We start from the raw sequence: 23,843 nt of genomic DNA, 5'->3' as shown, positions 1-23,843 counted from the left end.
ACAAGCGGCCACGCCACGCGGGTTTGGCCGCTTTGTCAAGGCGTGGCATGCAACTTGCTCCGACCCCTGCAAGCAGTGATCGCTGCGGGGAATCCGTCATGAGCAACACTCTCGACAACGTATTCGGTTTGAGCAGCCAGGCCTTGGAGGTCTGGCAGCGCCGTTCCGAAGTCATCGCATCCAATATCGCCAACGCCGATACCCCGAATTACCAGGCACGCGATGTCGATTTTCGCCAAGTGCTGCAACAAGCCAGCGGCGGCGATTCGCAAACGCTCGAGTTGAGCACGCCCTCGCCGGGGCAGATCAATCCGACCACCCAGTCTGCGGACACGTTGAAATATCGCGTGCCGTTGCAACCGAGCATGGACGGCAACACGGTCGACACGCAGGTCGAGCAGTCCGCGTTCGCCAGCAACATGGTGCATTACCAGGCCAGCCTCAGCTTTATCAACAGCACCATCCAGCAGCTGCGCCTGGCTATCAATGGTGGAGGGCAAAGCTGATGTCGCTGATGAAGATCTTCGATACCGCCGGTTCCGGCATGTCCGCCGAATCGCTGCGGCTCAACACGGTCGCCAGCAATCTCGCCAACGCCGACAGTGTCAGCAGCAGCGCGGCATCCGCCTACAAAGCGAAAGAGCTGCTGTTCGCGCCGGTACTGGAGTCGCAGTCGGGCTTCGGTCCACAAAGCACCGACGAGACCAACACCGGTGTACGCATGGCTGGCGTGACAGAAAGCCAGCAGCCGGTCGAATCGCATTACGAACCCGGCAATCCGATGGCAGATGCCAACGGCTATGTCTATGGCAGCAACGTCAATCCCATCGATGAACTGGTCAACATGATTTCCGCGTCCCGTTCTTACCAGAACAACGTGGAAGTGATGAACACCACCAAGCAATTGATGATCAAGACCATCGATCTCGGCAGCTAACCGGAGCCGCACCATGTCCGCCGTCAATGGCAGCACCAACAACTATTCCGCCTCCGGTCTCAGCCTCACCGGCAGCACGGTGACCAGTACGCCGACCGGTTCGATCATGACGCAGTCGGATTTCCTGCAGCTGCTCACCACCCAGCTCACCGCGCAGGATCCGACCCAGCCGATGGACAGCTCGCAGATGGCCTCCGAGATGGCGCAGTTCGCGCAGCTCGGCGCGCTGCAGGACATCGACACCAACGTACAGAGCTTGGGCAGCAACATCGGCGCCGGCATGCAGACATCGCAGGTGCTCGGTTCGGCAAGCCTGGTTGGCCGTCAGGTCTTGGTGCCGTCGACCACGCTCACTTACAGCGGCAGCTCGGTGGGCGGCGGTGTGAATGTCAGTAACGCCGGCGACGTGGTCGTCACCATCAAGGACAGCAACGGCAACACCGTCAACACCATCGATCTCGGCACGCAGCAGCCGGGGTTATCCCCATTCACCTGGAACGGTACGGACAGCAGCGGCAAAGCCGTCGCCAACGGCACCTACACGATTTCAGCAAACAACGGCGGCAATACGGCCGCGCTTTCAACTTACGTAGCCGGTTCGGTGACCGGTGTCGGCTACGGCGGCAGCAGCACCGGCACGTATTTGCAAGTGGCGGGTATCGGCGGCGTGCCGCTGAGCCAGGTTGCACAGATCAACTGACGACATCATCGACCGCGCGTCGTCATCATCCGGAGAGGAATAAAAGCATGGCTCTCAATCAGGCGCTCAGTGGCATCAACGCGGCCCAGGCCGATTTGAACGTCATTTCCAACAACATCGCTAACGCAGGCACCGTCGGCTTCAAGGGTTCGACGGCGGAGTTCGCCCAGGTGTACGCGGTGACGGGTTTGAATCTCAGCTCAGTCGCGGTAGGCAGCGGTGCCGAGCTGACCGACGTGGCGCAGCAATTCTCGCAGGGCGACCTGGAAACCACCAACGGCAGCCTGGATATGGCGCTCAGCGGCAATGGTTTCTTCGTCGTGAACAATGGCTCCGGCGATCAGTACACCCGCGACGGTGCGTTCCATGAAGACAACGCAGGCAATGTAGTCACCCAGGATGGCGCCTACTTGCAGGTGTACCCACCCAATGCCAGCGGCGGCTTCAATACCAGCACGCTTACCAATCTGCAGTTGAATACCGCGCAAAGCGCCGCGACGCCGACCAGCACGATCACCATCAGCTCCAATCTCCCGGCCAGCGATGCGTTGCCCACGAACACGCCGTTCAATCCGAGCGACAACACCACCTACAACGATGCATCGTCGTTCACGGTCTACGACTCGCAGGGCGGTTCGCACAACGCCACCGTGTATTACGTCAAGACCGGCAACAACACCTGGAACGCAAACCTGTATATCGACGGCAATAGCGCCGGCACCGCGGCACTGACGTTCAACAGTGCCGGCACGCTGGTGACGCCGGCGAATGGCAACCTCAGTTTTACGCCCGCGCAGCCGACCAATGGCGCCACGTTCCCGGCCAATATGACCGTCAACGTGACCAACACCACGCAGTTCGGCACGGCGTATGCGCCCGGCACGATTAATCAGAATGGCTATCAGGCCGGCGTGCTGGAGAACGTGGAGATCGGTACCGACGGCATCGTGACGGCGGTCTACTCCAACAACCAGACCAGCCAGCTCGGCCAGATCGCCGTCGCCAACTTTGCCAACCTGCAAGGCTTGCAGCAGATCGGCAACAACCGCTGGGTGGCGTCGCAATCGTCGGGTACGGCGGTGCTGGGTGCTGCCAGCACAGGTCAGTACGGCGACATCGAACAGGGGCAGCTGGAAACGTCCAACACCTCCGACACCACGGCGCAGCTCGTCAACATGATCCAGGCGCAGCAGGACTACGAAGCGAATTCGCAAATGCTCGGCACGGTGAATTCGCTCTCGCAGACGCTGTTCCAGGCCGTCAGTCGCGGCGGCTAAGCGTGATAACCGGGCCCTGAAGCATGGATCGTTCTGTCTACATCGCGATGACCGGCGCCACGCAGACGATGCGGGCGCAGGATGCCGTCAGCCACAATCTGGCCAACGCATCCACGGTGGGATTCAAGAGCGAGCTCAGCGCGTTCCAAAGCGTGCCCGTACTCGGGCCCGGCGCGGCCACGCGCATCAATGCGGTCGCGCAAGGCATCGGTCAGGACACGACCCAGGGCGCTGTCCAGCATACCGGCCGTTCGCTTGATGTCGCTGTGAACGGCCCGGGCTGGATCGCCGTGCAGGCGCCGGATGGCACCGAAGCCTACACGCGTGCAGGAAATCTGCAGCTGGGTCCCGATGGCACGCTCACCGACGAACGCGGCGATCCGGTCATGGGCGCGAGCGGCCCGATCAATATTCCCGACAGCGCCAAGATCAGCATCGGCAGTGACGGCACCATTTCCACGGTGCCGATGGGAGAAGGGCCGGACACGCTGGCTGCGGTCGGCCAGATCAAGCTGGTCAATCCGGATCCCACGCAGATGTCCGAGGGATCCGATGGCCTGATGCACATGAACGACGGCAGCACGCCCGACGTCGATCCCACCGTCACGCTGACCTCGGGCGCACTGGAAGCCAGCAACGTCAATCCGTCTTCCGAGCTGGTGAAGATGATCTCGTTGTCGCGGCAGTACGAAATGCAAGTGCGTTCGATCAAGACCGCTGAAGACGACGCGGACGACAGCAGCAAGCTGCTGCAGAACAGTTGAGGACGGCCGCGATGACACTGCGATTTGCACAGTTACTGGCGAGCGACATCGGCCCTGCGGTGATTGCCATGCATCGCGTAACACAAAGCATCTGGAGCTAACCCATGTTTTCTTCCTTATGGATTGCTAAAACCGGTCTGGATGCGCAGCAGACCGAGATGGACGTGATTTCCAACAACCTGGCGAACGCCAGCACCACCGGCTTCAAGGCCTCGCGTGCTTCGTTCCAGGACCTGATGTACCAGAACGAAGGCCAGCCGGGCAGCCAGACGACGCAGCAGACCGAATCGCCTTCCGGCTTGCTGCTGGGCACCGGCGTCAAAGTGGTGGGCAGCGAAAAACTGTTCACGCAGGGCGCGATCACGCAGACCGGCAACTCGTTGGACGTCGCCATCCAGGGCAACGGTTTCCTGCAAGTGAGCATGCCCGATGGCACCATCGCCTACACGCGCGACGGTTCGCTGCATGAAGACCAGAACGGACAGGTCGTGACCGCCGACGGCTATCCGCTGGTGCCATCGATCACGCTGCCGGCCAACGTCAACAGCATCACCATCGGCACCGATGGCACCGTCAGTGTGACCAGCAACGGTTCCACTGCCTCCACGCAGATCGGCACGGTGCAGCTGGCCACGTTCGTGAATCCTGCCGGCCTGCAGGCGATGGGCCAGAACCTCTATCTCGAAACCCAGTCCAGCGGCACCGCGCAGACCGGCCAGCCCGGTGTCAACGGCATGGGCACGCTCCAACAGGGTTCGCTGGAATCGTCCAACACCAATGTGGTGGAAGAAATGGTCAACATGATCGAAGCCCAGCGCACGTATGAGATGAACTCCAAGTCGATCAGTGCCGTGGACGACATGTTGCAGTTCGTCATCAATAAGACTTGATGGGTGATGTATGGCTTATCCATCTGTGCTGTTACGCATCGCTTCCGCTGCACTGCTCATCGCAGTGCTTGCCGGCTGCGGCTCCATCCAGGAGCACCAGCGGCAGGACGATGCAAAGTGGGCCGCCACCGCGCCGGTCGAAGACACTTCGCCGCCGCCGCCGGACGGCTCTATCTATCACGACATGCAGAACATGGAGCTGTTCAATGACGCGCGTGCCCACCGCGTCGGTGACATCCTGACCATCAACCTGGTCGAAGCGATGCAGGCGAGCAAGAAATCCGAAACCACGACCAGCAAGAGCGACAAGGTCAACGTCGGTGCGCCGCAGATCCTCGGCCAGTCGCTGCGGATTGCCGGCCAGACGGCCGATTCCGCGCTCAATACCGCCAACAGTTTCGACGGCGCCGGCAGCAGCACGCAGAGCAATCAGCTCAGCGGCCAGCTCACCGTCACCGTGGCCAGGCGCCTGTCCAACGGCAATCTGCTGGTGCGCGGCGAAAAGTGGCTGACGATCAACCAGGGCCAGGAGCTGATTCGTATCTCCGGCATCGTGCGTCCCGAGGATATCGCGCAGGACAACTCGGTCGATTCCACCCGTGTGGCCGATGCAAACATTACCTACACCGGTCGCGGCACCTTGAACGAAGTGAACACGCAGGGATGGTTGGCGAAGTTCTTCAATTCGAAGTGGATGCCATTCTGATGCGCGCGCACAGGTTTGGCACTCGCCTCAGGCCGCTCCTTTCCCTCTCCTGCATGCAAGACAAGCAGTGGCTTTCGCGCAAGCTTGCGAGAGGCATGGCGTTGCTTGTCGTGGGCGTGGCCCTGCTGCCCGGCGTTTCGCATGCCGACAAAATCCGCGACCTCGTACAAGTCGCCGGCGTGCGCAGCAACCAGCTGGTTGGTTACGGCTTGGTGGTGGGTCTTGACGGCACCGGCGACCAGACCACGCAGGCACCGTTCACCACGCAAAGCCTGGAAAACATGCTCAAGCAGTTTGGCGTGTCGATGCCGACGACCGGCATCCAGCCCCAGCTGAAAGACGTGGCGGCGGTCACCATCACCGCGCAATTGCCGCCGTTCGCCAAGCCCGGTGAAACCATCGACGTCACCGTGGCATCGATCGGCAACGCCAAGAGTCTGCGCGGCGGCGAACTGCTGATGTCACCCCTGCGCGGCGCGGATGGAAACGTCTATGCGATAGCGCAGGGCAGCGTCGTGGTAGGTGGCGTCAGCGCATCGGGCCGCAGTGGCTCCAGCGTGCAGATCAACGTCTCCGCGAGCGGACGCATACCGAACGGCGCATCGGTCGAACGCACCGTGCCCAATTCGTTCTCGCGCACCGGCGACATCGTGCTGAATCTCGATACCGCCGATTACGTCACGGCCAACCGCATTGTCGAAGCGATCAATCATCTCTACGGGGCAGGTACGGCACGCGCGCTGGATGGCGGTTCGGTCGCCGTGCGCGGACCGATCGACCCGAACCAGAAAGTAGCGTGGCTGGGCGCGATCGAATCGATGGACGTCGCACCGGGCGACGCACCCGCGCGCGTCATCGTCAATTCGCGTACCGGTACGGTCGTGATCGGCTCGGATGTGCGCGTGACCGCGGCGGCCGTGGCGCATGGCTCCATTGAAGTCACCATCACCGAACAGCCGCAGGTCAGCCAGCCCGGGCCCTTCAGCAATGGCCAGACGACGGTGGTGCCGAACAGTTCGGTATCGATCTCGCAGCAAGGCGCGCACATGTTCAAGTTCGGACCGGGCGTGAGCCTGGACGCGATCGTGCGCGCGGTGAATCAGGTTGGCGCAACACCGACCGATCTGATTTCGATTCTTGAAGCGTTGAAACAGGCCGGTGCCTTGCATGCGGACCTGGTCGTGATATGAGGGCGCACTGATGGCTGATCTCGGCAACGTTGCTGCGCAGACGCTAAGTACCTGGACGGATCTGTCCGGGTTCGGCGCGCTGCGTCATCAAGCCGAGACCGACAGCAGCGCCGCGTTGCCGGCGGTTGCCCGGCAATTCGAATCGATGTTCACCGAGATGCTGCTCAAGTCGATGCGCGAGGCGAACTTCGGCGATCCGCTGTTCGAGAGTCAGGCCGGCGATGCATGGCAGGACATGTACGATCAACAGTTGTCGTTGAATCTCTCGCAACACGGCAAGGGCCTGGGTATTGCCGAATTGCTGGTGCGCCAGCTCGGCGGACATCACGGCGCACAAAGCGACGCTGGCAAGCCGGGCGTGGTGGACCCCGCCACCACGGGCATGACCGACGACTGGCGCCAGCGTCTGTACGACGTGGACGATGCCACCCGTTCCGCCGGTCGGGCCTTGGCCGCCTGGTTGCCGGCGGATGCGGAAACATTCGTGCGCGAGCTGGCGCCGCAAGCCAGCATCGTCGCCAAGGAACTGGGCCTGTCGCTGCGCACCGTGCTGGCGCAGGCCGCGCTGGAAACGCAGTGGGGCAAGCGCATGCCCACGCATGCCGACGGCAGCAGCAGTTTCAATTTGTTTGGCATCAAGGCCGGCGGCAGCTGGAACGGCGGGCGCGTGACCGTGCCGACCGTGGAATACGAAGACGGCATCGCGGTACGCAAGCAAGCGCAATTCCGTTCCTACCGATCCACCGCGGATTCGCTGGCCGACTATGCCGACCTGATCAGCAAGGATCCCCGCTATGCCCAGGCACGCGGACGTGGCGACGACGTGCTCGGCTATGCCCGTGCCCTGGTTGAAGGCGGCTATGCCACCGACCCGTCTTATGCGGGCAAGGTGGCGGCCATTGCCCACAGTAGTGTGATGCAGCAGGCATTGGACGCGCTCAAGAAAACAGTGGGAGTGCCGAATTTATGAACGAGATGTCTCTGCTCCGCGGTGCCGTATTACGCCTTTCCCTGCACGCCGGAGAGGGCCGGGCGGGGGCTGCTGAATCGTGCGCAGGGGTTCGTGCGCATCGCCCCGCCCGACCACTCTGCGTACGTATTGATATCGGCTCGCCCATTTAAGGAACCGCTTCATGTCCAGCATGCTCAACATCGGTATTTCTGGGTTGAATGCCGCCCAGATTGCGCTGAGCACGGTCAGCAACAACATCGCCAATGCCAGCACCAGCGGCTACAGCGAGGAAAGCGTGGTGCAGGCGGAAACCGTCACGCTGGGCAACAGCCGCTACACGGTGGGCAGCGGCGTCGACGTGCTGTCCGTGCAGCGTGCGTACAGCCAGTACCTCACCACGGCCCTATGGAGCAGTAACAGCAGCCTGCAGGGCGCCACCACGACCAATAACCTCACCAGCACGCTCAATAGCTTGCTCAGCAACAGCGGCAATCTGCAGACCGCGCTGGATAATTTCTACAGCAGCTTCAGCGACATCGTCAGTTCGCCCAGTTCATCGTCGGTGCGCCAAGCCGCGTTGGGCGACGCCTCGTCGCTCACCAGCGTGTTCAATACACTGGGCCAGCAGCTCGGCCAGCAGTCGACGCAGGTCAATCAGCAGATCGGCAACACGGTCGACAGCATCAATACCCTGACCTCGCAGATCGCCTCGCTCAATGGCGAGATTGCCCAGGCCGGGGCCAATGGCAATCCGAATGCCTTGCTCGATCAACGCGACAATCTCGTGCAGCAATTGTCCGGACTCACCGGTATCTCTGCCTCGACGGCCAGCGATGGATCGATCAGCGTGTATACCTCGGCCGGCGGCACCCTGGTCAGCGGCACGCAGTCCTACGCGCTGTCGTCGGGTTCCAATCCATACGATCCGTCCAGCACGGATGTGTTCGACAGTTCCGGCAACGACATTACCTCGCAGGTAAGCGGCGGCTCGCTCGGCGCCTTGATCAACTACCGCAACAATGTGCTGGAGCCGGCGCAGAATGCGCTCGGCCAATCGGCCATTGCGCTGGCGTCCAGCGTCAACGGCCTGCAGGCGCAGGGACTCGATGCGAACGGCAAGCAAGGGCAGCCGATTTTCAGCGTCGGGTCGCCGACGGTGCTGCCATCGAGCAAAAACTCCAGCGGTGGCGCGACGGTCAGTGCCTCGGTCAGTGACGTGTCGCAACTCACCTCATCCGACTACATCCTGCGCTACACCGGTTCGGGCACTGGCACGAACGGCTGGACCCTGACCACGACCGGCGGCCAGAGCGTTGCGCTTACGGCGAATCCGGATGGCTCGCTCTCCGCCGCCGGCCTCACGTTCAACGTGTCCGGCACCGCACAGACGGGCGATAGCTACGAGATCGAACCCACGCGCAACGCCTCCACATCGTTGTCGGTAAGCCTGACCGATCCGAGCGGCATCGCTGCCGCCGCGGCGCTGACCGCCACAGCAGGTACGTCCAATACCGGCTCGGGCCAGGTCAGTTCGATCGGCGTCAGCGACGCTACCAACAGCAACCTGCTTTCCGGCGCCACCATCACCTTCGGCGCAGGCGGTAGCTACACCATCACGGACGGTGCGGGAAACACCACCACCGGCACCTATACCTCCGGGCAGCCGATCACGGCCGACGGTTGGAGCCTGAACCTGAGTGGCACACCGGCGAGTGGCGATACGTTCACGGTCGCCGCGAATACCAATGGCCTCAACGACACCAGCAATGCGCAGGCGCTTGCGGGCCTGGCCGACCAAGGTGTGCTCGATGGCGGCAAGACCTCGGTCGTGGACAGTTACGCCAATCTCACCACGCAGATCGGTGACGCCGGCAGCCAGGCCAGCGCGGATCTGACCACGCAGACTGACTTGTACAACCAGGCAGCGAGCAACCAGCAAAGCCTCGGCGGGGTGAACTTGAACCAGGAGGCGGCCAATCTCGTGCAGTACCAGCAGGCGTACCAGGCTTCGGCGCAGGTCATTTCCACCGCCGAGCAGCTTTTCACCAATCTGATTACCGCCCTTCAGGACGGCTAAGACTTGAACAGGCTCTCATAGCAGGCTTTCGTCATGATGCGCATATCCACCGCTTGGATGTACCAGCAGTCGCTCAACACCATGCTCAATCAGCAGAGCGCGTTGAGCCAGACCGAAAACGAAGTCAGTACCGGCTATGCCATCAACGTGGCATCCGATAACCCGGTGGGCGCCGCCCAGATCGTGAGTCTCAACCACATCCTTGCGGAAAACAGCACGTACACCACCAACATCAACAGCGCCAACACGCGTCTTTCGACGGAGTCGAACACACTTGATTCCGTCAGCAACCTGCTGAGCAGCGTGAACGACATCGCCCTCGGCGCGATCAACAGTTCCCTGTCGTCCAGCGACCTCAGCAACATGGCGACCCAGCTGACGCAATACCGCGACCAGCTCGTGCAGCTGGCCAACACCACCGATGCAAATGGCCAGGCATTGTTTGCCGGCACCAGCACCACGACCACGCCCTTCGTCAGCAACGACAGCACCGGCGCAGTGACGTATGCCGGCAACAATCAACAGGCGTTCACCTCGATCGGCTCGGGCCTGCAAGTCGCCAACAGCGATCCAGGCGCCTCGATTTTCATGAATCTGCCGGTCGGCAACGGTTCGTTCGTCGCCAGCGCCGGCAGCAGCAATACCGGTACGCTGGTCGTAGGTTCCAACAGCGTGACTGACGCCAGTGCATGGAGTGCGGCTACGGCTTCAGGTCCGATCAACGACACCATCACCTTCGGCGCCAACGGCACTTATACCGTGACCGATGCCTCCGGCAACCCGGTGACCGATAGCAGCGGCAATCCGATCACCGGCACCTATACGGACGGCGGCAGCATCAGTTTCGATGGCGCCTCGATCACCCTCAGCGGCACGCCCTCCGCGGGTGATACGGTGAGTGTGCAATCGGACACGTCATCCAATACGCAAGATGTTTTCACCACGCTCAATAACATGATCGCGGCGTTGCAGAGCGGCGGCAGCACGGCATCCATCAACAATACGCTGAATCGCCAGCTTGAATCGCTCAACCAGGCGATGAATGCCGTCTCCACCACGCAAGTGTCGGTAGGCAGCCGCATCGATACGCTGCAGCAGCAGAGCAGCAGTTACTCCGACCTCAACGTCACGTATCAGACCGCGCTCACCGACGTGCAGAACGTCGACATGGCCACCGCCATCAGCAATCTCAGCTTGCAATCCACGGCGCTACAGGCTTCGCAGCAGGTGTTCGCGAAAGTCCAGGGCACCAGCCTGTTCAATTACCTGCAATAGCGCATTGCGCGGGGTTGCTTCATCCGGAGTCTTGGCATCATGCAACAAACACCTGTCCATCACATTCATAATCAGGACGTGCTCAACTTGATGCCGCTCGACCGCCGCCGGATCGTCGAGATCGGCTGCAGCTCTGGTGCATTGGCGCGCGAATACAAGAAGCTCAATCCATCGGTGCATTACGTGGGCGTCGACATCGTGCCCGAATACACCGAACTGGCCGCCGAGCATTGCGACGAAGTGCTTTCGTTCGACATCGAAATGCAGGAGAAGGATTTCCTGCGCGACCGCTTCCATGCCGATTGCTGGGTCTTCGCGGACGTGCTGGAGCATCTGCGTGATCCCTGGCAGGTGTTGTCCAACTTGCGGGAAATCATGCCGGCCGGCGGCTGTCTGCTGGCCTGCATACCCAACGTGCAGCACTGGAGTATTCAGGCACGCCTGAGCCGTGGCGACTTTCGCTACGAGCCCGCCGGCCTGCTCGATCGTACCCATCTGCGCTGGTTCACCCGCGAGACCATGCTGGAAATGTTCCAGCGCGCGGGCTTTGGCATTGCCACAGGCATTACGCGCATGCTCAACCATCCCGGCATCGATCAGTTTGCGCCGCATATCCGGGCAATGGCGCAAGCGGCCGGTGGCGATCCGGAAAGAGCCGTGCAGGACGCGAATGTCTTCCAGTTTGTGGTGAAGGCGGTGCCGGTTTAAGTGGTAAATCCGATGACCATAAATGTGTCTATCGGCTTACAGGAATCGGTAGAAGCACTACCGGATGCAAAGATCCTGCTTTTTTCTCTCTCCTGTTAGTAGTTGCAGGTAGACATCGAAGATAGGCGGCTCCACCAAAGCGGCCAATCGACTACCGATAGCCCGTGCAGATACGGTGGCTGCGTTTGCGTACCGCAAAACCGGGCTCACGCAAATCCAGATTTCAGAATAATCTCGTTCCCGAGGTTCTTCTGAGCCGATAACCTTCCTGATGAATTGAGGGCGGGTAGACAGGTTATGTGGTTAGACCGAGGGAGTGTCGCACTTTCTTGCGGGTTGTCTTACACAGCTACTTCACGCGGTCCATTCAAAAATTAGACAAACTGCCGGTGTTATGGGCGGTTGGATTGGGAAGCATCAAAAAGCGTCACCACATCTCGCAAAAAGGGGCACGGAGCATGGGGAAGCGATTAGGGGGAAGGGAATGGCTAATACAACTGGCGGTTTGTGTCGGTTACGCGCTGGCATTTTTTGCGATTCATTCCATTAGCTCGGCACCAGCGCATTGGCACCTCTACGCGGGTCTTCAAGTTATCTGTCTTCTGTTGTGCCCTTATAGATACTGGGGCGCATTGTTCATCGGCGAGGCCATTCCCAATAGCTATGAGGCTTGGCAGTGCCTGAGTAGCTTTGGACCTACATGGGTAGGCATTCGCATGATTCCAGAGATCCTGCTCGTCATGCCCATTGTGTGGTTGTGTCGGGATCAGTTGTGCATCTTTCCAGGCAAACGTCTCGTCAACATCAAAACCCTGTTGGTTTGTCTTTTGCTGGTGTCGGTGGTGCTTAGCACTTACAGCTATGCGCTGATATCTGCCGTTCCCCACATCGAAGAAGGTCCATTCCGCCCCACCGCAATGCTGGCCGCGGGATATTTGACCGGTAACTATGCTGGGCTTCTTACGCTTGTGCCTTGGGCGCTTATTGCTCGACTCGATTACCACAAAGGTCGTTTGAAGGATCAGCTCAAGCGCCGTTGGTCAGGCAAGCTTCTCGTAGATGCGCTTGGCATTGCTGTGCCCATGATTCTGCTCATTACGATCATGACTGCGAAGTTAGATGCAGCGCAGGCGGAAGTGTTCGAATTGTCGATGCTTATTCCGGCGGCGTGGTTGACCGCGAAGCATGGCTGGCGTGCGGCGGCTCTAGCGGGTACAACAGTCATTATTTGCGTTGGGGCTTTACAGCCTGATCTACCCACCCGAAGCGTTGTCGAGGTGATGGCCGTACTGTGCGTCGCCGTCAGTGGGCTTTATGCGTTAGGGGCGAAAATTACTGTTCAGGACCTACGTGACGAACGCGAGCGCGAAATAGCCGAGGAAGCGCACAAATTGACAAGGGAGAACCTCGTTCTCAGCGAGCGTCGAATGAGGCGCGCAGCCGAACGACTGGAATTTGTGGCGGGCACATTGCACATCACTTCCGCACAAGTGCTTGATCACATGCGACGGATTATTCCGAACATCGAAACGCATGGTTTCTACAAGCAGGCCGTCAGGGCGCAAGAACAGATTTATCGCTTGGCGGAAAGCTTGCATCCCTCGGCATGGCGGGACCGAGGACTACCCGCCGCGCTCAACGAGACCATTGCTCGCACGCTGGATGAGTCTGGGATGGGTTATCGGTGCGAGATAAGTGGACGAGGCTTCTTGTGGCTCGACTCGGCCATTCATTCTCTCATCTATCGGGTGGCATGCGAGGCTATTGTCCATATCTGCTCGCAACGGTTATGTTCGCGAGTCTTGCTTCGCGTGCGCGCCGGGAAAACTCATGGCCGGCGTTGGGTGGTTATCCGCGTAGAAGGAGAGTTGGACCACAATCAAGTCGCGAGCGCTGTCTATTTCAGGGAACACTGGCGCGATCTTGCAACGAAGCTTGGAACCAATCTCATTGGCGCGGACGAGATGCGAACGCACGTCAGGGTATTCGGTGGCGAGTTACATGTGCGTTCAACGTCTGAAAGGATGATGGTTACCGCCCTTCTCCATAGCAACGTCGCAGAGGTGCAGAAAGTAAGAGCTTCCGCACCCCTGCGTTTGTGGGTGAGCTAATTAGTTCCTAACGAACTGGCAGCCGCTGAGCAACTGTAGGGATTAGTGCACGTATCCTGTATCAGGAACTGCGTTGTCCCGTTGCTCTGCGGACTTGCGGTAATGACAGTCGCGCCGTCGTTGTAGACCATTTGCGCGACCGACGAAGTTCTCGAATGTGACGTCCGGACATCTTGCGAATCAATACCGATCGGTAGCACCACCACGGTGCCGGCAGCTGTTGCTACCGCAGCGTGCACGGTGCCGTTCAGATCGTTGATCTGCACATACTTGATCCCGTTGAGCACAAATACGTAGACGTGCCAATTGGGATTTGTGCTGACATCTGCCGCATTTGGCCAGGACTGTCCCAGGCCCGTGGCAGGCGTCGAAGTCTGCGCAAAGGCCGTGGATGATAAGCCAAGGACGACAGAACCAGCGAGCAGTACACTGCGGACTCCTTGAACACGTGACATGGGCTTCCCCTCTTGTGTGATGTGTAAGCCGGTAGACCGCCTACCGGGTGAACGGAATTTAGCAGGGAAGGGCGTAGGCGATACGGAAGAAATCTTTGTCCGTGCTGACTGATTTAATACAAACTCATCCGAGTAGTTTTTTTCACGCCATTTACACATTTTGGCAACAACTGTTGCTCATCGTCCAGCAAAACGGTGCATTGATGCCCGTCCGGCATAGTCGGATCATTCAAACGGTCGTGAGCGGCCGCGCCCATATCTGGCCCACCAGGTCATGCCCAAAGCTATGGTGCGGTTCCTCCGATACCAGCGAAAAACCTGCTGACTGGTAGAGACGACGGGCCGCAACAAGCGTGTCATTGGTCCACAGCATCATCTTTGCGTAGCCCGCGTTCTCCGCGAAGGCGATGCAGCCATCGACCAGGCGCTTGCCGACGCCGAGTCCTCGCGCTTTCGGGTCGACAAGCAGGCTAGGCGAAAGCGTAAACAGGCCTCAATGAGGCAGCCACGCATCTCGCCAGGCAACCAGCTTCTCACCCTCCAACATCCAATCCTTGAGTACGGTCTCCTGCAACGCATCTCCCATCTTCGCCGTGGCGTCCAGGTCTTCCACATGCATGCGGATGGCGCTGGTCCAGTCCTTGTAGCGGTTCTTTACGCGCGTTACCGGCAGGTCATCCTGGTAGCAGACGATGTCGGTGCAGATCACCGGGAAGCCGCAGGCGCCGTATTCCAGAAGGCGCAGATTGCTCTTGCATTCGTTGAAGGCGTTTTCTTCCAGTGGAGCGAGCGCCAGATCGAGATTGAGCGAAGCGAGTTTCTTGGGGTATTCCTCGATCGGGACACCAGTGTGGAATTCGTGCACATAGGGGCGCAACTTGTCAGGGCACATGCCAAAGAACACCCATTCGACTTCGTCGGCCAGATCGCGCACGACATCGGCGATCAGCTCCAGGTCGCCGCGATGGCTGGAGCCGCCGCCCCAGCCCACGCGGGGTTTGCGGCCTGCGCGGCGCTGGTTCTTCAAGCCGTTCCACCAGTGCGGTGGCAGGCGATTGAGCACCACGCGGATATCGGAGTGGAAGCCTTCGAACTGCTCGGCCAGGGTATCGGTGGATACGACGAAACGGTCCACGTTGGACAGTGCGCGGCGAAGTGATTTGACGACGTCCTTGGGCATCAGGCCGTGGAACATGCTTTTTACGGGGATCTGCTGGATCAGGTCGTCCAGTTCGAACACCTTGAACGCTTGCGAGAAGTCGCGGTAATTCTCCAGCAGCTTGATTTGTGCATCGGTTATCTGCCGCTGCAAAACCAGTGACGTCGGCTGGAAGCGCTCCATCGCCACCGGGTTGAGATGGACGCCGGCGATCATGCCGTCGGCCATGCCCTGGCGCTGCATCGAGTTGAATGGCTGGACGATGCGATAGTGTCCGCAACCGTGGCCATCGGCGGCAACGCAGAACAGGCGCGGAAGCAGCGGCGCGGCGAAGGGTTGCCACGCCTTGCTGCGTAGCGGATCCAGTTCGAAGCCGTTGCCCTCGATGCTTAGATTCACGCTGTAGGCCGGGTCGCGCGCGATGAGATGCATCCACTTGCGATACATCGTCTTTTGTTCGCCTTGGAAGCGCAGCTTTTTGGCTTCCGCCGAGGCCTTGTCAACCTTGCGCTGGCTGACATTGCCGACGTGCATCAAGCGCGCGTAAGGCGTCCATACCGTGAGGTAGCCGGCCTGCTGCACCTTCAGGCACAAGTCGATGTCGTTGTAGGACACCGTGAACGCCTGTTCGTCCAGGCCGCCGACTTCCTCGTACACCGATTTGCGGATCATCAGGCACGCTGCGGTGACGGCAGTGTAGTTCTGGTCGACGCGCAGGCGATGCATATAGCCGTCTGATTCCATCGGCTGGCCGATGAACGGATGATCGGCCGGGCCGCGCAGGCCGAGCACCACGCCGCCATGCTGGATGCGGCCATCGGGGTAATGCAATTTCGCACCGACGATGCCGACTTCAGGGCGTTGCGCATGGTGCAGCAGCGCTTCGATCCAGTCGGCATGCAGCACGGCGGTGTCGTTGTTGAGCAGGATCAGGTATTCGCCGCGTGCCTGCGCGGCGGCGAAGTTGTTGATGGCGGAATAATTGAACGGATGCGGATAGCGGAGCACGCGCAGCTGGGTGCTGTTCAAGCGTTCGATACCGTCGAGATAGGCGACGGCAGCGGGTTCTTGCGTATGGTTGTCGACGATCAGCAGTTCGTAATTCAGATAGCTGGTCTTGGAGAGCAGGCTGTCGATCAGCCCGTTGAGCATCGCCAGCTGGTCCTTGGTCGGCACGATGATCGATACCAGCGGCTGGCGCGCATGGTGATAAACGACACGATTGAAGCCGGGCAGTGCGCCGGGCTCCAGCCGATGCGGCACGCGGATACGGGTCAGGTGGTCCGCCACGATCGCAGCGCTGTGCGCCTTGACGCTTTCCGATGCCAGCCAATGGGTATACGGCAACGCGGCGCGATACATCACTTCCGCGATATGGCCGATGGACTGCAGCCCATCCGTTTCGAGCAAGCGGAACAGTAATTCATACGACGACATGTCGCCATAGCGCGTGTTCAACCCGCCCAGTTCCATGCAGCGTTGCCGCTGGAAGGCGATGGCTCGTCCCGTGTACGGATAGCTGCGCAGCATGTCGAGATTGAGATCGGGCTTGAAGATCGGATGCTCGAACATGCCGTGCGCGTGCGCGTCCTCATCGTAGTAGGCCGCGCGCAGATACGGATGCGTGGCAACCCGCTCGGCGAGCAACAACAACGCAGCGGGATGGAGCAGATCGCCCGCGTAAAGCAGCTGCACCCAATCGGTGTCGCTGGCGGCGATCTCCTCATTGAGCCGTTCCCATAATGTGACATCGCCGTTGACGACGCTGATGCGGCTATGCGGATAGTGCTGCGCTTCCAGGTTTTCCAGCGTCGCTTGCATGGCCTCGGCATCGTCGGCGCGATCGATCACGATGACCTGCACACGCGGCGGCGGCCCGAGTTTTTCGATGCGGCCCATCGCACGCGTCACGGCGATATCGCTCAATTGCTGCTGCGCCTGCCATTGCTTGTAGAGGTCGGAAGGCGGTGGCGGAATGAGCCACTCCGGGATGATCTTGAGGTGACGATCGGTGCGGTTCCAAAGATCGCCTTCATGGATCTCGTGCGCAAACGCTTCGTTGATGTTGCGTCCATGCCCAATCCACTCTGCTGAGGCATCGATCAGCAACCGTTTGCAGAGCCAGGTGACGCGCTCGACAGGCGCGGCCAGTCCCAGCAGGGACTCGAGGCCGCTTTCGTAGGCGATCTGCCATAGACCGACATAGACCGGAATCTGCTTCTCGATCGGCTGCCGCGCGCACCATTCGCCGCCGTGGAAGCTCAGGCTATCGCCATCCGCTTCGAGATAAATATGCGCGGGCAGCGCGTCCAGCCATTCCCCGGGAATCCGATCCTCATCGTCGGCCTGTGCATAGACCAGGGCACCCCATTTGCGCAGCAGGGCTACCAGCACGTCGGTACGCTGTGCATGAATCGCTTTGCGTAGCAGCACCAGCAGCGAACGGCCCGGCGGCAGTGCATGCGGTTCCAGCACCGGATCGAAGGCGGAACCATTCCATGACGAGTGGGGTGATATCGCACGCGGAACGACTTGGACGTCGCCATCTTCCCGCACGTAATCGGTCACCGTATTCAGCGCCGGCACGCGGTTGTCGGTGAAGCACTGCGCCGCCACGTTTTCGCGCAGGCGCGAAACGGCGCCGTCGCGGCGCGCGAACAGCACCAGGCCGGGTGCGTAATCGGCAAGCGTGCCGGATTCCGCATGCATGTCCCATTGCGTGGCTTCCTGGCCGGCATCGCGCAACAACGGGCGCTGCGCGATCAAATCGTCCGGACGCCAGCGCGGCGAGGCGTGCGCGGCGTCGGCGGCGATAAGCACTTCCGGCAACAGCGCATCGGGAAACGCGAGGCGCAGGTCGATATGCGCCAGTCCTGCTCCCTGCAGTGCAGATTCCAGCTGCGCGCGTGTCAGCAGCTCGGGTTGTCCATGGAAGGCCTGACGATTTTGCGTCGCGATCATCAGCGTGCCATCAGGCTTCAACGCGGCGGCGGCCAAGGCGATAGCCTCGCGCAGTGCGCCACCACGTGGCCACGCTTCGGCATAGCCGTCGGCGAACGTCAATGACACCACGTCGTAAACAGGTTGCAAGGCCAGTTCGCGCAAGCTGGCCTGGAACACGCGCACCTGCGGATGATGGCGTAAGCGTGTAGCGGCCACCCGCGCCCAGTGAGGGGCGAATTCCACGGCATCCACGGCACAGCCGCGTTCGGCCCAGGCCTGCGTCATGGCGCCGCCACCGCAGCCGATGTCCAGCACGCGGGTGTCGGGGCCGACAGGATCGAAGGCATGCAGCGCATTGGCGCGCCGCGGCGAGAGATGCAAGGCGCTGCTGCGGCCGTGGATTTCTCTTACCAAGGGTGCCGAGTAGAGACTTGTGTCGGACGTCTCGCGCACCAGCTCATAAAGCTGCGTGGCGGTGCTATGGATGGCCTGGTGCGCCGGACGGTCGCGCAACGGCGAATGCCACACGCCTTCCTGATTGCGGACAAAGGCCTCCAACGGCCAGGTGGCCGGCTGCACGCCCAGTTCCGCGACCACGCGGAGCACGACGTCGTCATGCACGTCGTTGAGAACCGCTTCGTGTTCGAGAAAGGCGCTCCAATCCCGCAGGCTGTTGCTGTCGGCCAGACTTTTGGCGAACTTGGAGCGACATTCTTCTTCCGATTTGCTCCAGTAATGATTGATGCGCAAGCACTCCACCGAGACTTTTTGGGTGAAGGCGCCCTGGATCGGTTGCCCGTTTTCGTCTACAGCGTGGGCGTTATTGGCATAGAGCATGTAATGCGGGTTCTTGCACCCGATCACTTTGGACGGCTGCACGATGCTCTTGATGTGTGCATTTTCCGGCCGAGGGCTGCCATCCGGATGCGGATATGTCACGCCGCCCTCCAGCGGCCCACGGCGCAGATAGTTTTCCAAGACGCCGCCAGCCGGTTTCTGCTTGTGTCCGGATGAGCCGAACATCACCCAATTGACACCTACGCCGGGGTGATCCGCGTAATCGGCCAAGACGTCAGGCAGCAGCCTGGCCTTGGGTGAAAACAGAAATTCGTCGATATCGATGAAGGCAAGCCAGTCGGTTTCGCTGCCGTGTGTCTTGATGCAGTGCTCATACACCTGCAGTTGAGCCGGATGCTGCGGCCATTCGTGCAGCACTACCGTGCCGGAGGCGAGGTGGGGCTGCAGCACGTCGAGATAACGGTCGGAGCTGTTGTTGTTGTAGAGGTAAAAACGCTCCACACCCATCAGCTGATGGAATTCGACCCACTCGCGCAGATAGGGCGCTTCGTCCTTGAATATGGCGCAAATCGCAAGCACGCAACGCATCGGTCTTCCTCGCATGTTCGATGAGGCACGGCATACAGGTGTCAGAATTCCGACACTTCCGGGTCTCCGCGCCGGCTATGCGAGGTAAGCAGCAATGTTGGTGCCAACCGGGACGTGCAGCGCCGCCGACCGCGCGCCCGTTTCTTCTGCAGAAGCAGGAATCCGGCTTGTTCATGAGGTAAGCGGATAGCCCGACGCCGGCCAGTCGTTTGCGCAGGCATGACGTCAGTGCAAGCACGAGCACCTCTTATATAAGAGGTCGCATCCAACGTAGTGATGGGCTCGCGCTTCGGCATGAACGGCAAAACCTTTAGCGGAATACATCACACTTTTGCGATCCATCTCCTTGGCGGCGCAGGAAAAAATTTATCGCCGGGTGCTCAAGTATTGCGCGCGTGCGCCGAAAAACTTCCCGAGGCGGTCGGCACAGCACGTGACCGGACCCCGCCGGCTTGAGTACCACTTATCCGGTTCCAGGAGACTTTCATGTCACTCATCCTAAACACCAACATTGCTTCGCTGCAGGCGCAGAACAATCTGACCAAGTCGTCCAGCCAGCTGAGCACTGCGACCGAAGACCTGTCTTCGGGTTTGAAGATCAACAGCGCTGCCGATAACGCAGCGGGTTATGCCATCGCTACACGCTTCCAGACCCAGATCGGTGGTCTCAGCCAAGCCAGCACCAATGCCAGCGACGCGATCAACCTGGCGCAGACGGCCGGCTCCGCGTTGAGCCAGATCACCTCCAACCTGCAGTCGATCCGCGATCTGGCGGTGCAGGCCGCCAACGGTACGTATCAGGCTTCCGACCGCGCTGCGATCAACACCTCGGTGCAGCAGTACCTGTCGGAAATCACCCGTATCGCCAACCAGACCACGTTCAACGGCACCAACGTGTTGAACGGTTCGACCAGCAGTCTGTCGTTCCAGATTGGCGCGAACGTCGGTCAGTCCATCAACGTGCAGCTCGGCCAGGGCGTCACGGCCGGCCAGGTCGGTCAGATCTCGGAAATCTCCACGGGCGACATCAGTGGTGCGTTCGTCAATGCCAGCGGCGTGTCCGGTCAGTCGATCAGCCTGAGCGGCCTGACCATCGAAGGTGCGGACGGTACGACGTACAGCTTCAGCGGCTCCACCGCGACCAGTGCCCAGGACGTGGCCGATGCGATCAACGCGGCCGGCGTCAACGGTGTCAGCGCAGCGGTCAACGCCAGCGGCGGCATCAACATCTACTCCACGGGTGAGCTGGCAGTGTCCGGTGCAGCACTCACGGGTGCTTCGGGCGGTACCTTCGACTTCACCAACGGTGCGCTCGCTTTCGGCGCCAGCGGTGTGGGCTCGACGGCTTCCGGCCTGGCGGCTACCGGCGTGACATATACCGACGGCTCGGTGATCAACGCGTCGGGTTCGCTGAGTGGCGGCGATGTTTTGACGGTAGACGACGCCAACCAGCTGATCTCGCGTATCGATGCGGCGCTGACCACGGTCAGCAACTTCTCGAGCACACTGGGTGCCGTGCAGAACCGCTTCCAGTCGACCATCGCGACGTTGAGCGCACAGCAGACCAACCTGACGTCCTCGCAAAGCTCGATCCAGGACACCGATTTCGCGGCGACCACCGCGCAGTTGAGTCAGGCGCAGGTGTTGCAGCAAGCCGGTATCTCGGTGCTGGCCACGGCCAATGCCCAGCCGCAGCAGATCCTGAAGTTGTTGCAGTAACAGGTAGTAGCACCGGCCATGGCGTCAATGCCATGGCCGGGATTTTGCTTACCGGTATTCCGACGGCGAAGCGCCGTCGGAATACCCACGCGGGAAGCGGGCAAAGTTTTCGCAGCCACGATCGAGGCGTGAACTTTGCCGGCGGCCTGGTGGCCCGGCAACGATGGGAAGAGCCCCTTCATGAGCAGCATTTCCAGCATCGGCAGCAATTCGAGCGCGCTCTCCAGCGCCATCAGCGGTTCTTCGTCGAGTGCCACGGGCACATCCGGCAGCGGTGCTGCCAGCATCAGCGGTACCGGCATTCTCAGTTCGCTGGGCCTGGGCTCGGGGCTGGATGTCAATTCGATCATCCAGGCGTTGGTGAATGCGCAAGAAGCGGGTCCGCAGGCGCAAATCACCAATCAGGAAACGCAGGACAACAATCAGATCGCCGGCCTGACCGCGCTGCAGACAGCCTTGAGCGGCTTGCAGTCTGCGTTGAACGAGCTGACCTCGAGCACGACCTACAACACCTTTACCGGAACCTTGTCCAATACTTCACTGGGCACCGCCAGCACCTTGCCGGATGCCACCGCGGGCACCTACGACATTAATGTCACCCAGCTTGCCACCGCGCAGAAAAGTGTCAGTGCCGCCCAGGCCAGCGGCACCGCGGTGGGCAGCGGCACGCTCAACATCACGGTGGGCGGCAAGACGCTGAATGTGTCGGTGTCGTCCACCGATACACTTTCTTCCATTGCCACCAGCATCAACAACGCCAGCGATAATCCTGGCGTTTCCGCCACCATCGTATCGGGCGTGAACGGCAATCAACTCGTGCTGACCTCGACCAGCACCGGCGCCGCCAATGCGTTCACCGTAAGCGCAAGCAGCGATAGCAGCAGCGGCCTCACCTCGCTGGCGAATTCGCTCAATACGCCGACGACGACCGGCAGCGATGCGCAGCTGACGATCGATGGCATTGCGGTCAGCAGCGCTTCCAACAATGTGAGCGGTGCATTGACCGGCGTTACCCTGAATCTCACGGCGACCGGCAGCTCGCAGCTCACGGTGGCCCAGAACACCACGCCGATCACCACCGCGGTAAACGACTTCGTGACCGCGTACAACAACTACGCCAGCACAGTAGGCCAGCTGGACAGTTACGACAGCACCACCGGGGAGGCCGGCGTGCTGCTCGGCGATGCCACGCTGACATCCATCCAGACGCAATTGTCGAATGTGCTGGGCAGTTCGGTCGCGGGCAATAGCATCGGCAACCTGGCCACCCTGGGCATTACCCGCAATTCGGATGGCACCATGACGCTCAATTCGCAGACTTTGGCGAATGCGCTGTCCAATAATCCGTCGACGGTGCAGCAGCTTTTCACGGGCACCAACGGCATCGGCACCCAGCTCAATTCGCTGGTCACCAACTTCAACAGCAGTTCCGGTGTGTTGCAGACGCGCATCAACAGTCTCAACACCGACGTGACCAATCTGAATACGCAGCAAAGCGCGCTGAATGCGCGCATGGCGGTGTACCAGAAGCAGTTGGTGCAGCAATACAGCAACCTGGGCGCTCTGATGACCTCGCTCAACAATACCAGTTCCTATCTCACGCAATCGCTGGCGGCGCTCAACAACTCCAGCAGCAGTAGCAAGAGCTGATACGAGTCATGAGTTATATGTCGCGAAACGGAAGCTCACTCTACACGCAGACCCGTGCGCAGGGCAGCGTCGAAGGAGCCGACCGCCATCAACTGTTGGCCATGCTGTTGGACGGCCTGGTGGATCGCATCAGCCAGGCGCGCGGTCACATCATCCACAAAGACATTCCGGCCAAAGGCGCCACGTTTGCCAAGGCCATCGGCATCGTCAACGCCTTGCGCGAAAGCCTGGACCATGCCGTCGAGCCAACGCTCACCGCTCGGCTGGATGCCTTGTACGACTACATCACCCGGCGCTTGCTGCATGCCCAGCTCAACGACGATCTGCGCGCGCTGGACGAATGCGAGCGCCTCATTGCACCGGTTCGCGAAGCCTGGCATGCCATTCGCGGAACCTATCTGTCGGAACTTGCCCAGACCAAGGCGGCAGCGCAGTGAACAGCGTGGCAGATAGTCTGCACCGCGCGTTGGCGATGACCTTGGAGATGGTCGAGGCCGCGACGCACGACCAGTGGGGCCGGGTCGGTGACCTCGATATCCAGCGCCAGACGCATCTGCAAGCGGTGCAGAACGGTGAACTTGGCGTCGAGCATCGCGAGACCTTGCTTGCGCTGCAGGCACACAACCGCATGCTGCTCGAACGGGCCGAGTCTTTCCGCCAAGCGATGGAGCACCAGCTCAGCCAGCACCAATACAACCACCGGGCGCTGCGGACGTACATAACGGCAGCGGGCTGAGATGCCGTCGCAAAATCCGTTGCGCTTGGCATGCCCTGCGCTGCCGCGAAATGCGAGATCCTCTTTACTTCCACGATTGTCGGGCTGTTTGGCGTGTTTTGCGCTTCCCAAAGAGCATGCTAGTGCATGATCGTGCGGTCCAAGGCCAGCCCCGCGCACCCGACGGCATGGCCGTTTTGCTTGCGAATCGGTCATGTGCGAAGACAAT

20 protein-coding genes are annotated in these 23,843 nt (G+C 60.6%); 17 read left to right on the top strand and 3 right to left on the bottom strand.

From position 1 onward, the window contains the following. Positions 1 to 98: 98 nt before the first annotated feature. From flgB to AC4HNJ_RS07315, 13 genes are all read left to right on the top strand, one after another. Positions 99 to 506, top strand: coding sequence for a flagellar basal body rod protein FlgB (gene flgB, locus AC4HNJ_RS07375; RefSeq protein WP_490478903.1), 408 nt, complete (start codon positions 99 to 101; stop codon positions 504 to 506). After that, a complete protein-coding gene (gene flgC / locus AC4HNJ_RS07370) occupies positions 506 to 937 on the top strand; it encodes a flagellar basal body rod protein FlgC (protein ID WP_490478902.1) in 432 nt (143 codons plus the stop codon). The genes flgB and flgC overlap by 1 nt, the downstream gene beginning before the upstream one ends. A gap of 13 nt (positions 938 to 950) precedes the next feature. Beyond that, on the top strand, positions 951 to 1,637 hold the full coding sequence (locus tag AC4HNJ_RS07365) for a flagellar hook assembly protein FlgD (protein WP_490478901.1): 687 nt from the start codon (positions 951 to 953) through the stop codon (positions 1,635 to 1,637). A gap of 47 nt (positions 1,638 to 1,684) precedes the next feature. Continuing rightward, on the top strand, positions 1,685 to 2,914 hold the full coding sequence (gene flgE / locus AC4HNJ_RS07360; RefSeq protein WP_490478900.1) for a flagellar hook protein FlgE: 1,230 nt from the start codon (positions 1,685 to 1,687) through the stop codon (positions 2,912 to 2,914). 23 nt (positions 2,915 to 2,937) lie between these two features. After that, positions 2,938 to 3,678 (top strand): flagellar basal-body rod protein FlgF, encoded by a 741-nt coding sequence (gene flgF / locus AC4HNJ_RS07355; protein ID WP_490478899.1) that lies wholly within the window; start codon positions 2,938 to 2,940, stop codon positions 3,676 to 3,678. Positions 3,679 to 3,782: 104 nt separating this feature from the next. Beyond that, a complete protein-coding gene (flgG, locus tag AC4HNJ_RS07350) occupies positions 3,783 to 4,568 on the top strand; it encodes a flagellar basal-body rod protein FlgG (protein ID WP_490478898.1) in 786 nt (261 codons plus the stop codon). 10 nt (positions 4,569 to 4,578) lie between these two features. After that, on the top strand, positions 4,579 to 5,274 hold the full coding sequence (flgH, locus tag AC4HNJ_RS07345; RefSeq protein WP_490478897.1) for a flagellar basal body L-ring protein FlgH: 696 nt from the start codon (positions 4,579 to 4,581) through the stop codon (positions 5,272 to 5,274). 95 nt (positions 5,275 to 5,369) lie between these two features. Next, a complete protein-coding gene (locus AC4HNJ_RS07340; protein ID WP_490478896.1) occupies positions 5,370 to 6,464 on the top strand; it encodes a flagellar basal body P-ring protein FlgI in 1,095 nt (364 codons plus the stop codon). Between the two features lie 10 nt (positions 6,465 to 6,474). After that, on the top strand, positions 6,475 to 7,434 hold the full coding sequence (gene flgJ, locus AC4HNJ_RS07335; RefSeq protein WP_490478895.1) for a flagellar assembly peptidoglycan hydrolase FlgJ: 960 nt from the start codon (positions 6,475 to 6,477) through the stop codon (positions 7,432 to 7,434). Positions 7,435 to 7,597: 163 nt separating this feature from the next. Continuing rightward, positions 7,598 to 9,493, top strand: coding sequence for a flagellar hook-associated protein FlgK (gene flgK / locus AC4HNJ_RS07330; RefSeq protein ID WP_490478894.1), 1,896 nt, complete (start codon positions 7,598 to 7,600; stop codon positions 9,491 to 9,493). Between the two features lie 33 nt (positions 9,494 to 9,526). Beyond that, positions 9,527 to 10,768 (top strand): flagellar hook-associated protein FlgL, encoded by a 1,242-nt coding sequence (gene flgL / locus AC4HNJ_RS07325; RefSeq protein ID WP_490478893.1) that lies wholly within the window; start codon positions 9,527 to 9,529, stop codon positions 10,766 to 10,768. 39 nt (positions 10,769 to 10,807) lie between these two features. Next, positions 10,808 to 11,476, top strand: coding sequence for a class I SAM-dependent methyltransferase (locus AC4HNJ_RS07320; protein ID WP_490478892.1), 669 nt, complete (start codon positions 10,808 to 10,810; stop codon positions 11,474 to 11,476). A 329-nt stretch (positions 11,477 to 11,805) separates the two neighbouring features. Next, positions 11,806 to 13,587 carry a hypothetical protein gene (locus AC4HNJ_RS07315; protein WP_490478891.1) on the top strand — a complete coding sequence of 594 codons (1,782 nt, stop codon included), beginning with the start codon at positions 11,806 to 11,808 and terminating at the stop codon, positions 13,585 to 13,587. On the opposite strand, the gene AC4HNJ_RS07310 is transcribed toward AC4HNJ_RS07315, so the two are convergent. The 3 genes from AC4HNJ_RS07310 to AC4HNJ_RS07300 all read right to left on the bottom strand — a co-directional run bounded on the left by AC4HNJ_RS07310 (position 13,584) and on the right by AC4HNJ_RS07300 (position 19,530). Further along, positions 13,584 to 14,042 carry a hypothetical protein gene (locus tag AC4HNJ_RS07310; protein ID WP_490478890.1) on the bottom strand — a complete coding sequence of 153 codons (459 nt, stop codon included), beginning with the start codon at positions 14,040 to 14,042 and terminating at the stop codon, positions 13,584 to 13,586. The genes AC4HNJ_RS07315 and AC4HNJ_RS07310 overlap by 4 nt on opposite strands. A 229-nt stretch (positions 14,043 to 14,271) precedes the next feature. Beyond that, complete coding sequence (locus AC4HNJ_RS07305) at positions 14,272 to 14,511, bottom strand: GNAT family N-acetyltransferase (protein ID WP_490478920.1); 240 nt, start codon at positions 14,509 to 14,511, stop codon at positions 14,272 to 14,274. 24 nt (positions 14,512 to 14,535) lie between these two features. Further along, the gene (locus tag AC4HNJ_RS07300; protein ID WP_490478889.1) at positions 14,536 to 19,530 is read right to left on the bottom strand and encodes a glycosyltransferase family 92 protein; all 4,995 of its coding nucleotides are present in this window, start codon (positions 19,528 to 19,530) and stop codon (positions 14,536 to 14,538) included. Between the two features lie 486 nt (positions 19,531 to 20,016). Here AC4HNJ_RS07300 and AC4HNJ_RS07295 point away from each other — a divergent pair, with 486 nt between their 5' ends. The 4 genes from AC4HNJ_RS07295 to fliT all read left to right on the top strand — a co-directional run bounded on the left by AC4HNJ_RS07295 (position 20,017) and on the right by fliT (position 23,635). Then, positions 20,017 to 21,249 (top strand): flagellin N-terminal helical domain-containing protein, encoded by a 1,233-nt coding sequence (locus AC4HNJ_RS07295; protein ID WP_490478888.1) that lies wholly within the window; start codon positions 20,017 to 20,019, stop codon positions 21,247 to 21,249. Positions 21,250 to 21,429: 180 nt separating this feature from the next. After that, on the top strand, positions 21,430 to 22,899 hold the full coding sequence (gene fliD / locus AC4HNJ_RS07290; protein WP_490478887.1) for a flagellar filament capping protein FliD: 1,470 nt from the start codon (positions 21,430 to 21,432) through the stop codon (positions 22,897 to 22,899). An 8-nt stretch (positions 22,900 to 22,907) separates the two neighbouring features. Then, positions 22,908 to 23,336, top strand: coding sequence for a flagellar export chaperone FliS (gene fliS, locus AC4HNJ_RS07285; protein ID WP_490478886.1), 429 nt, complete (start codon positions 22,908 to 22,910; stop codon positions 23,334 to 23,336). A gap of 5 nt (positions 23,337 to 23,341) precedes the next feature. Then, positions 23,342 to 23,635, top strand: a complete 294-nt coding sequence (gene fliT / locus AC4HNJ_RS07280; protein ID WP_490478885.1) for a flagellar protein FliT — start codon at positions 23,342 to 23,344, stop codon at positions 23,633 to 23,635. Positions 23,636 to 23,843 lie beyond the last annotated feature (208 nt).

Source organism: Dyella sp. SYSU CM1112 (genome assembly GCF_058216415.1).
The sequence above is the reverse complement of the archived record's forward strand: the minus strand, read 5'-3'. Positions and strand labels throughout refer to the sequence as shown.

Coding starts and splice junctions, on each gene's coding strand:
- flgB (WP_490478903.1), top strand. CDS start 99: ATGAGCAACACTCTCGACAACGTATTCGGTTTGAGCAGCCAGGCCTTG.
- flgC (WP_490478902.1), top strand. CDS start 506: ATGTCGCTGATGAAGATCTTCGATACCGCCGGTTCCGGCATGTCCGCC.
- AC4HNJ_RS07365 (WP_490478901.1), top strand. CDS start 951: ATGTCCGCCGTCAATGGCAGCACCAACAACTATTCCGCCTCCGGTCTC.
- flgE (WP_490478900.1), top strand. CDS start 1,685: ATGGCTCTCAATCAGGCGCTCAGTGGCATCAACGCGGCCCAGGCCGAT.
- flgF (WP_490478899.1), top strand. CDS start 2,938: ATGGATCGTTCTGTCTACATCGCGATGACCGGCGCCACGCAGACGATG.
- flgG (WP_490478898.1), top strand. CDS start 3,783: ATGTTTTCTTCCTTATGGATTGCTAAAACCGGTCTGGATGCGCAGCAG.
- flgH (WP_490478897.1), top strand. CDS start 4,579: ATGGCTTATCCATCTGTGCTGTTACGCATCGCTTCCGCTGCACTGCTC.
- AC4HNJ_RS07340 (WP_490478896.1), top strand. CDS start 5,370: ATGGCGTTGCTTGTCGTGGGCGTGGCCCTGCTGCCCGGCGTTTCGCAT.
- flgJ (WP_490478895.1), top strand. CDS start 6,475: ATGGCTGATCTCGGCAACGTTGCTGCGCAGACGCTAAGTACCTGGACG.
- flgK (WP_490478894.1), top strand. CDS start 7,598: ATGTCCAGCATGCTCAACATCGGTATTTCTGGGTTGAATGCCGCCCAG.
- flgL (WP_490478893.1), top strand. CDS start 9,527: ATGATGCGCATATCCACCGCTTGGATGTACCAGCAGTCGCTCAACACC.
- AC4HNJ_RS07320 (WP_490478892.1), top strand. CDS start 10,808: ATGCAACAAACACCTGTCCATCACATTCATAATCAGGACGTGCTCAAC.
- AC4HNJ_RS07310 (WP_490478890.1), bottom strand. CDS start 14,042: ATGTCACGTGTTCAAGGAGTCCGCAGTGTACTGCTCGCTGGTTCTGTC.
- AC4HNJ_RS07300 (WP_490478889.1), bottom strand. CDS start 19,530: ATGCGTTGCGTGCTTGCGATTTGCGCCATATTCAAGGACGAAGCGCCC.
- AC4HNJ_RS07295 (WP_490478888.1), top strand. CDS start 20,017: ATGTCACTCATCCTAAACACCAACATTGCTTCGCTGCAGGCGCAGAAC.
- fliD (WP_490478887.1), top strand. CDS start 21,430: ATGAGCAGCATTTCCAGCATCGGCAGCAATTCGAGCGCGCTCTCCAGC.
- fliS (WP_490478886.1), top strand. CDS start 22,908: ATGAGTTATATGTCGCGAAACGGAAGCTCACTCTACACGCAGACCCGT.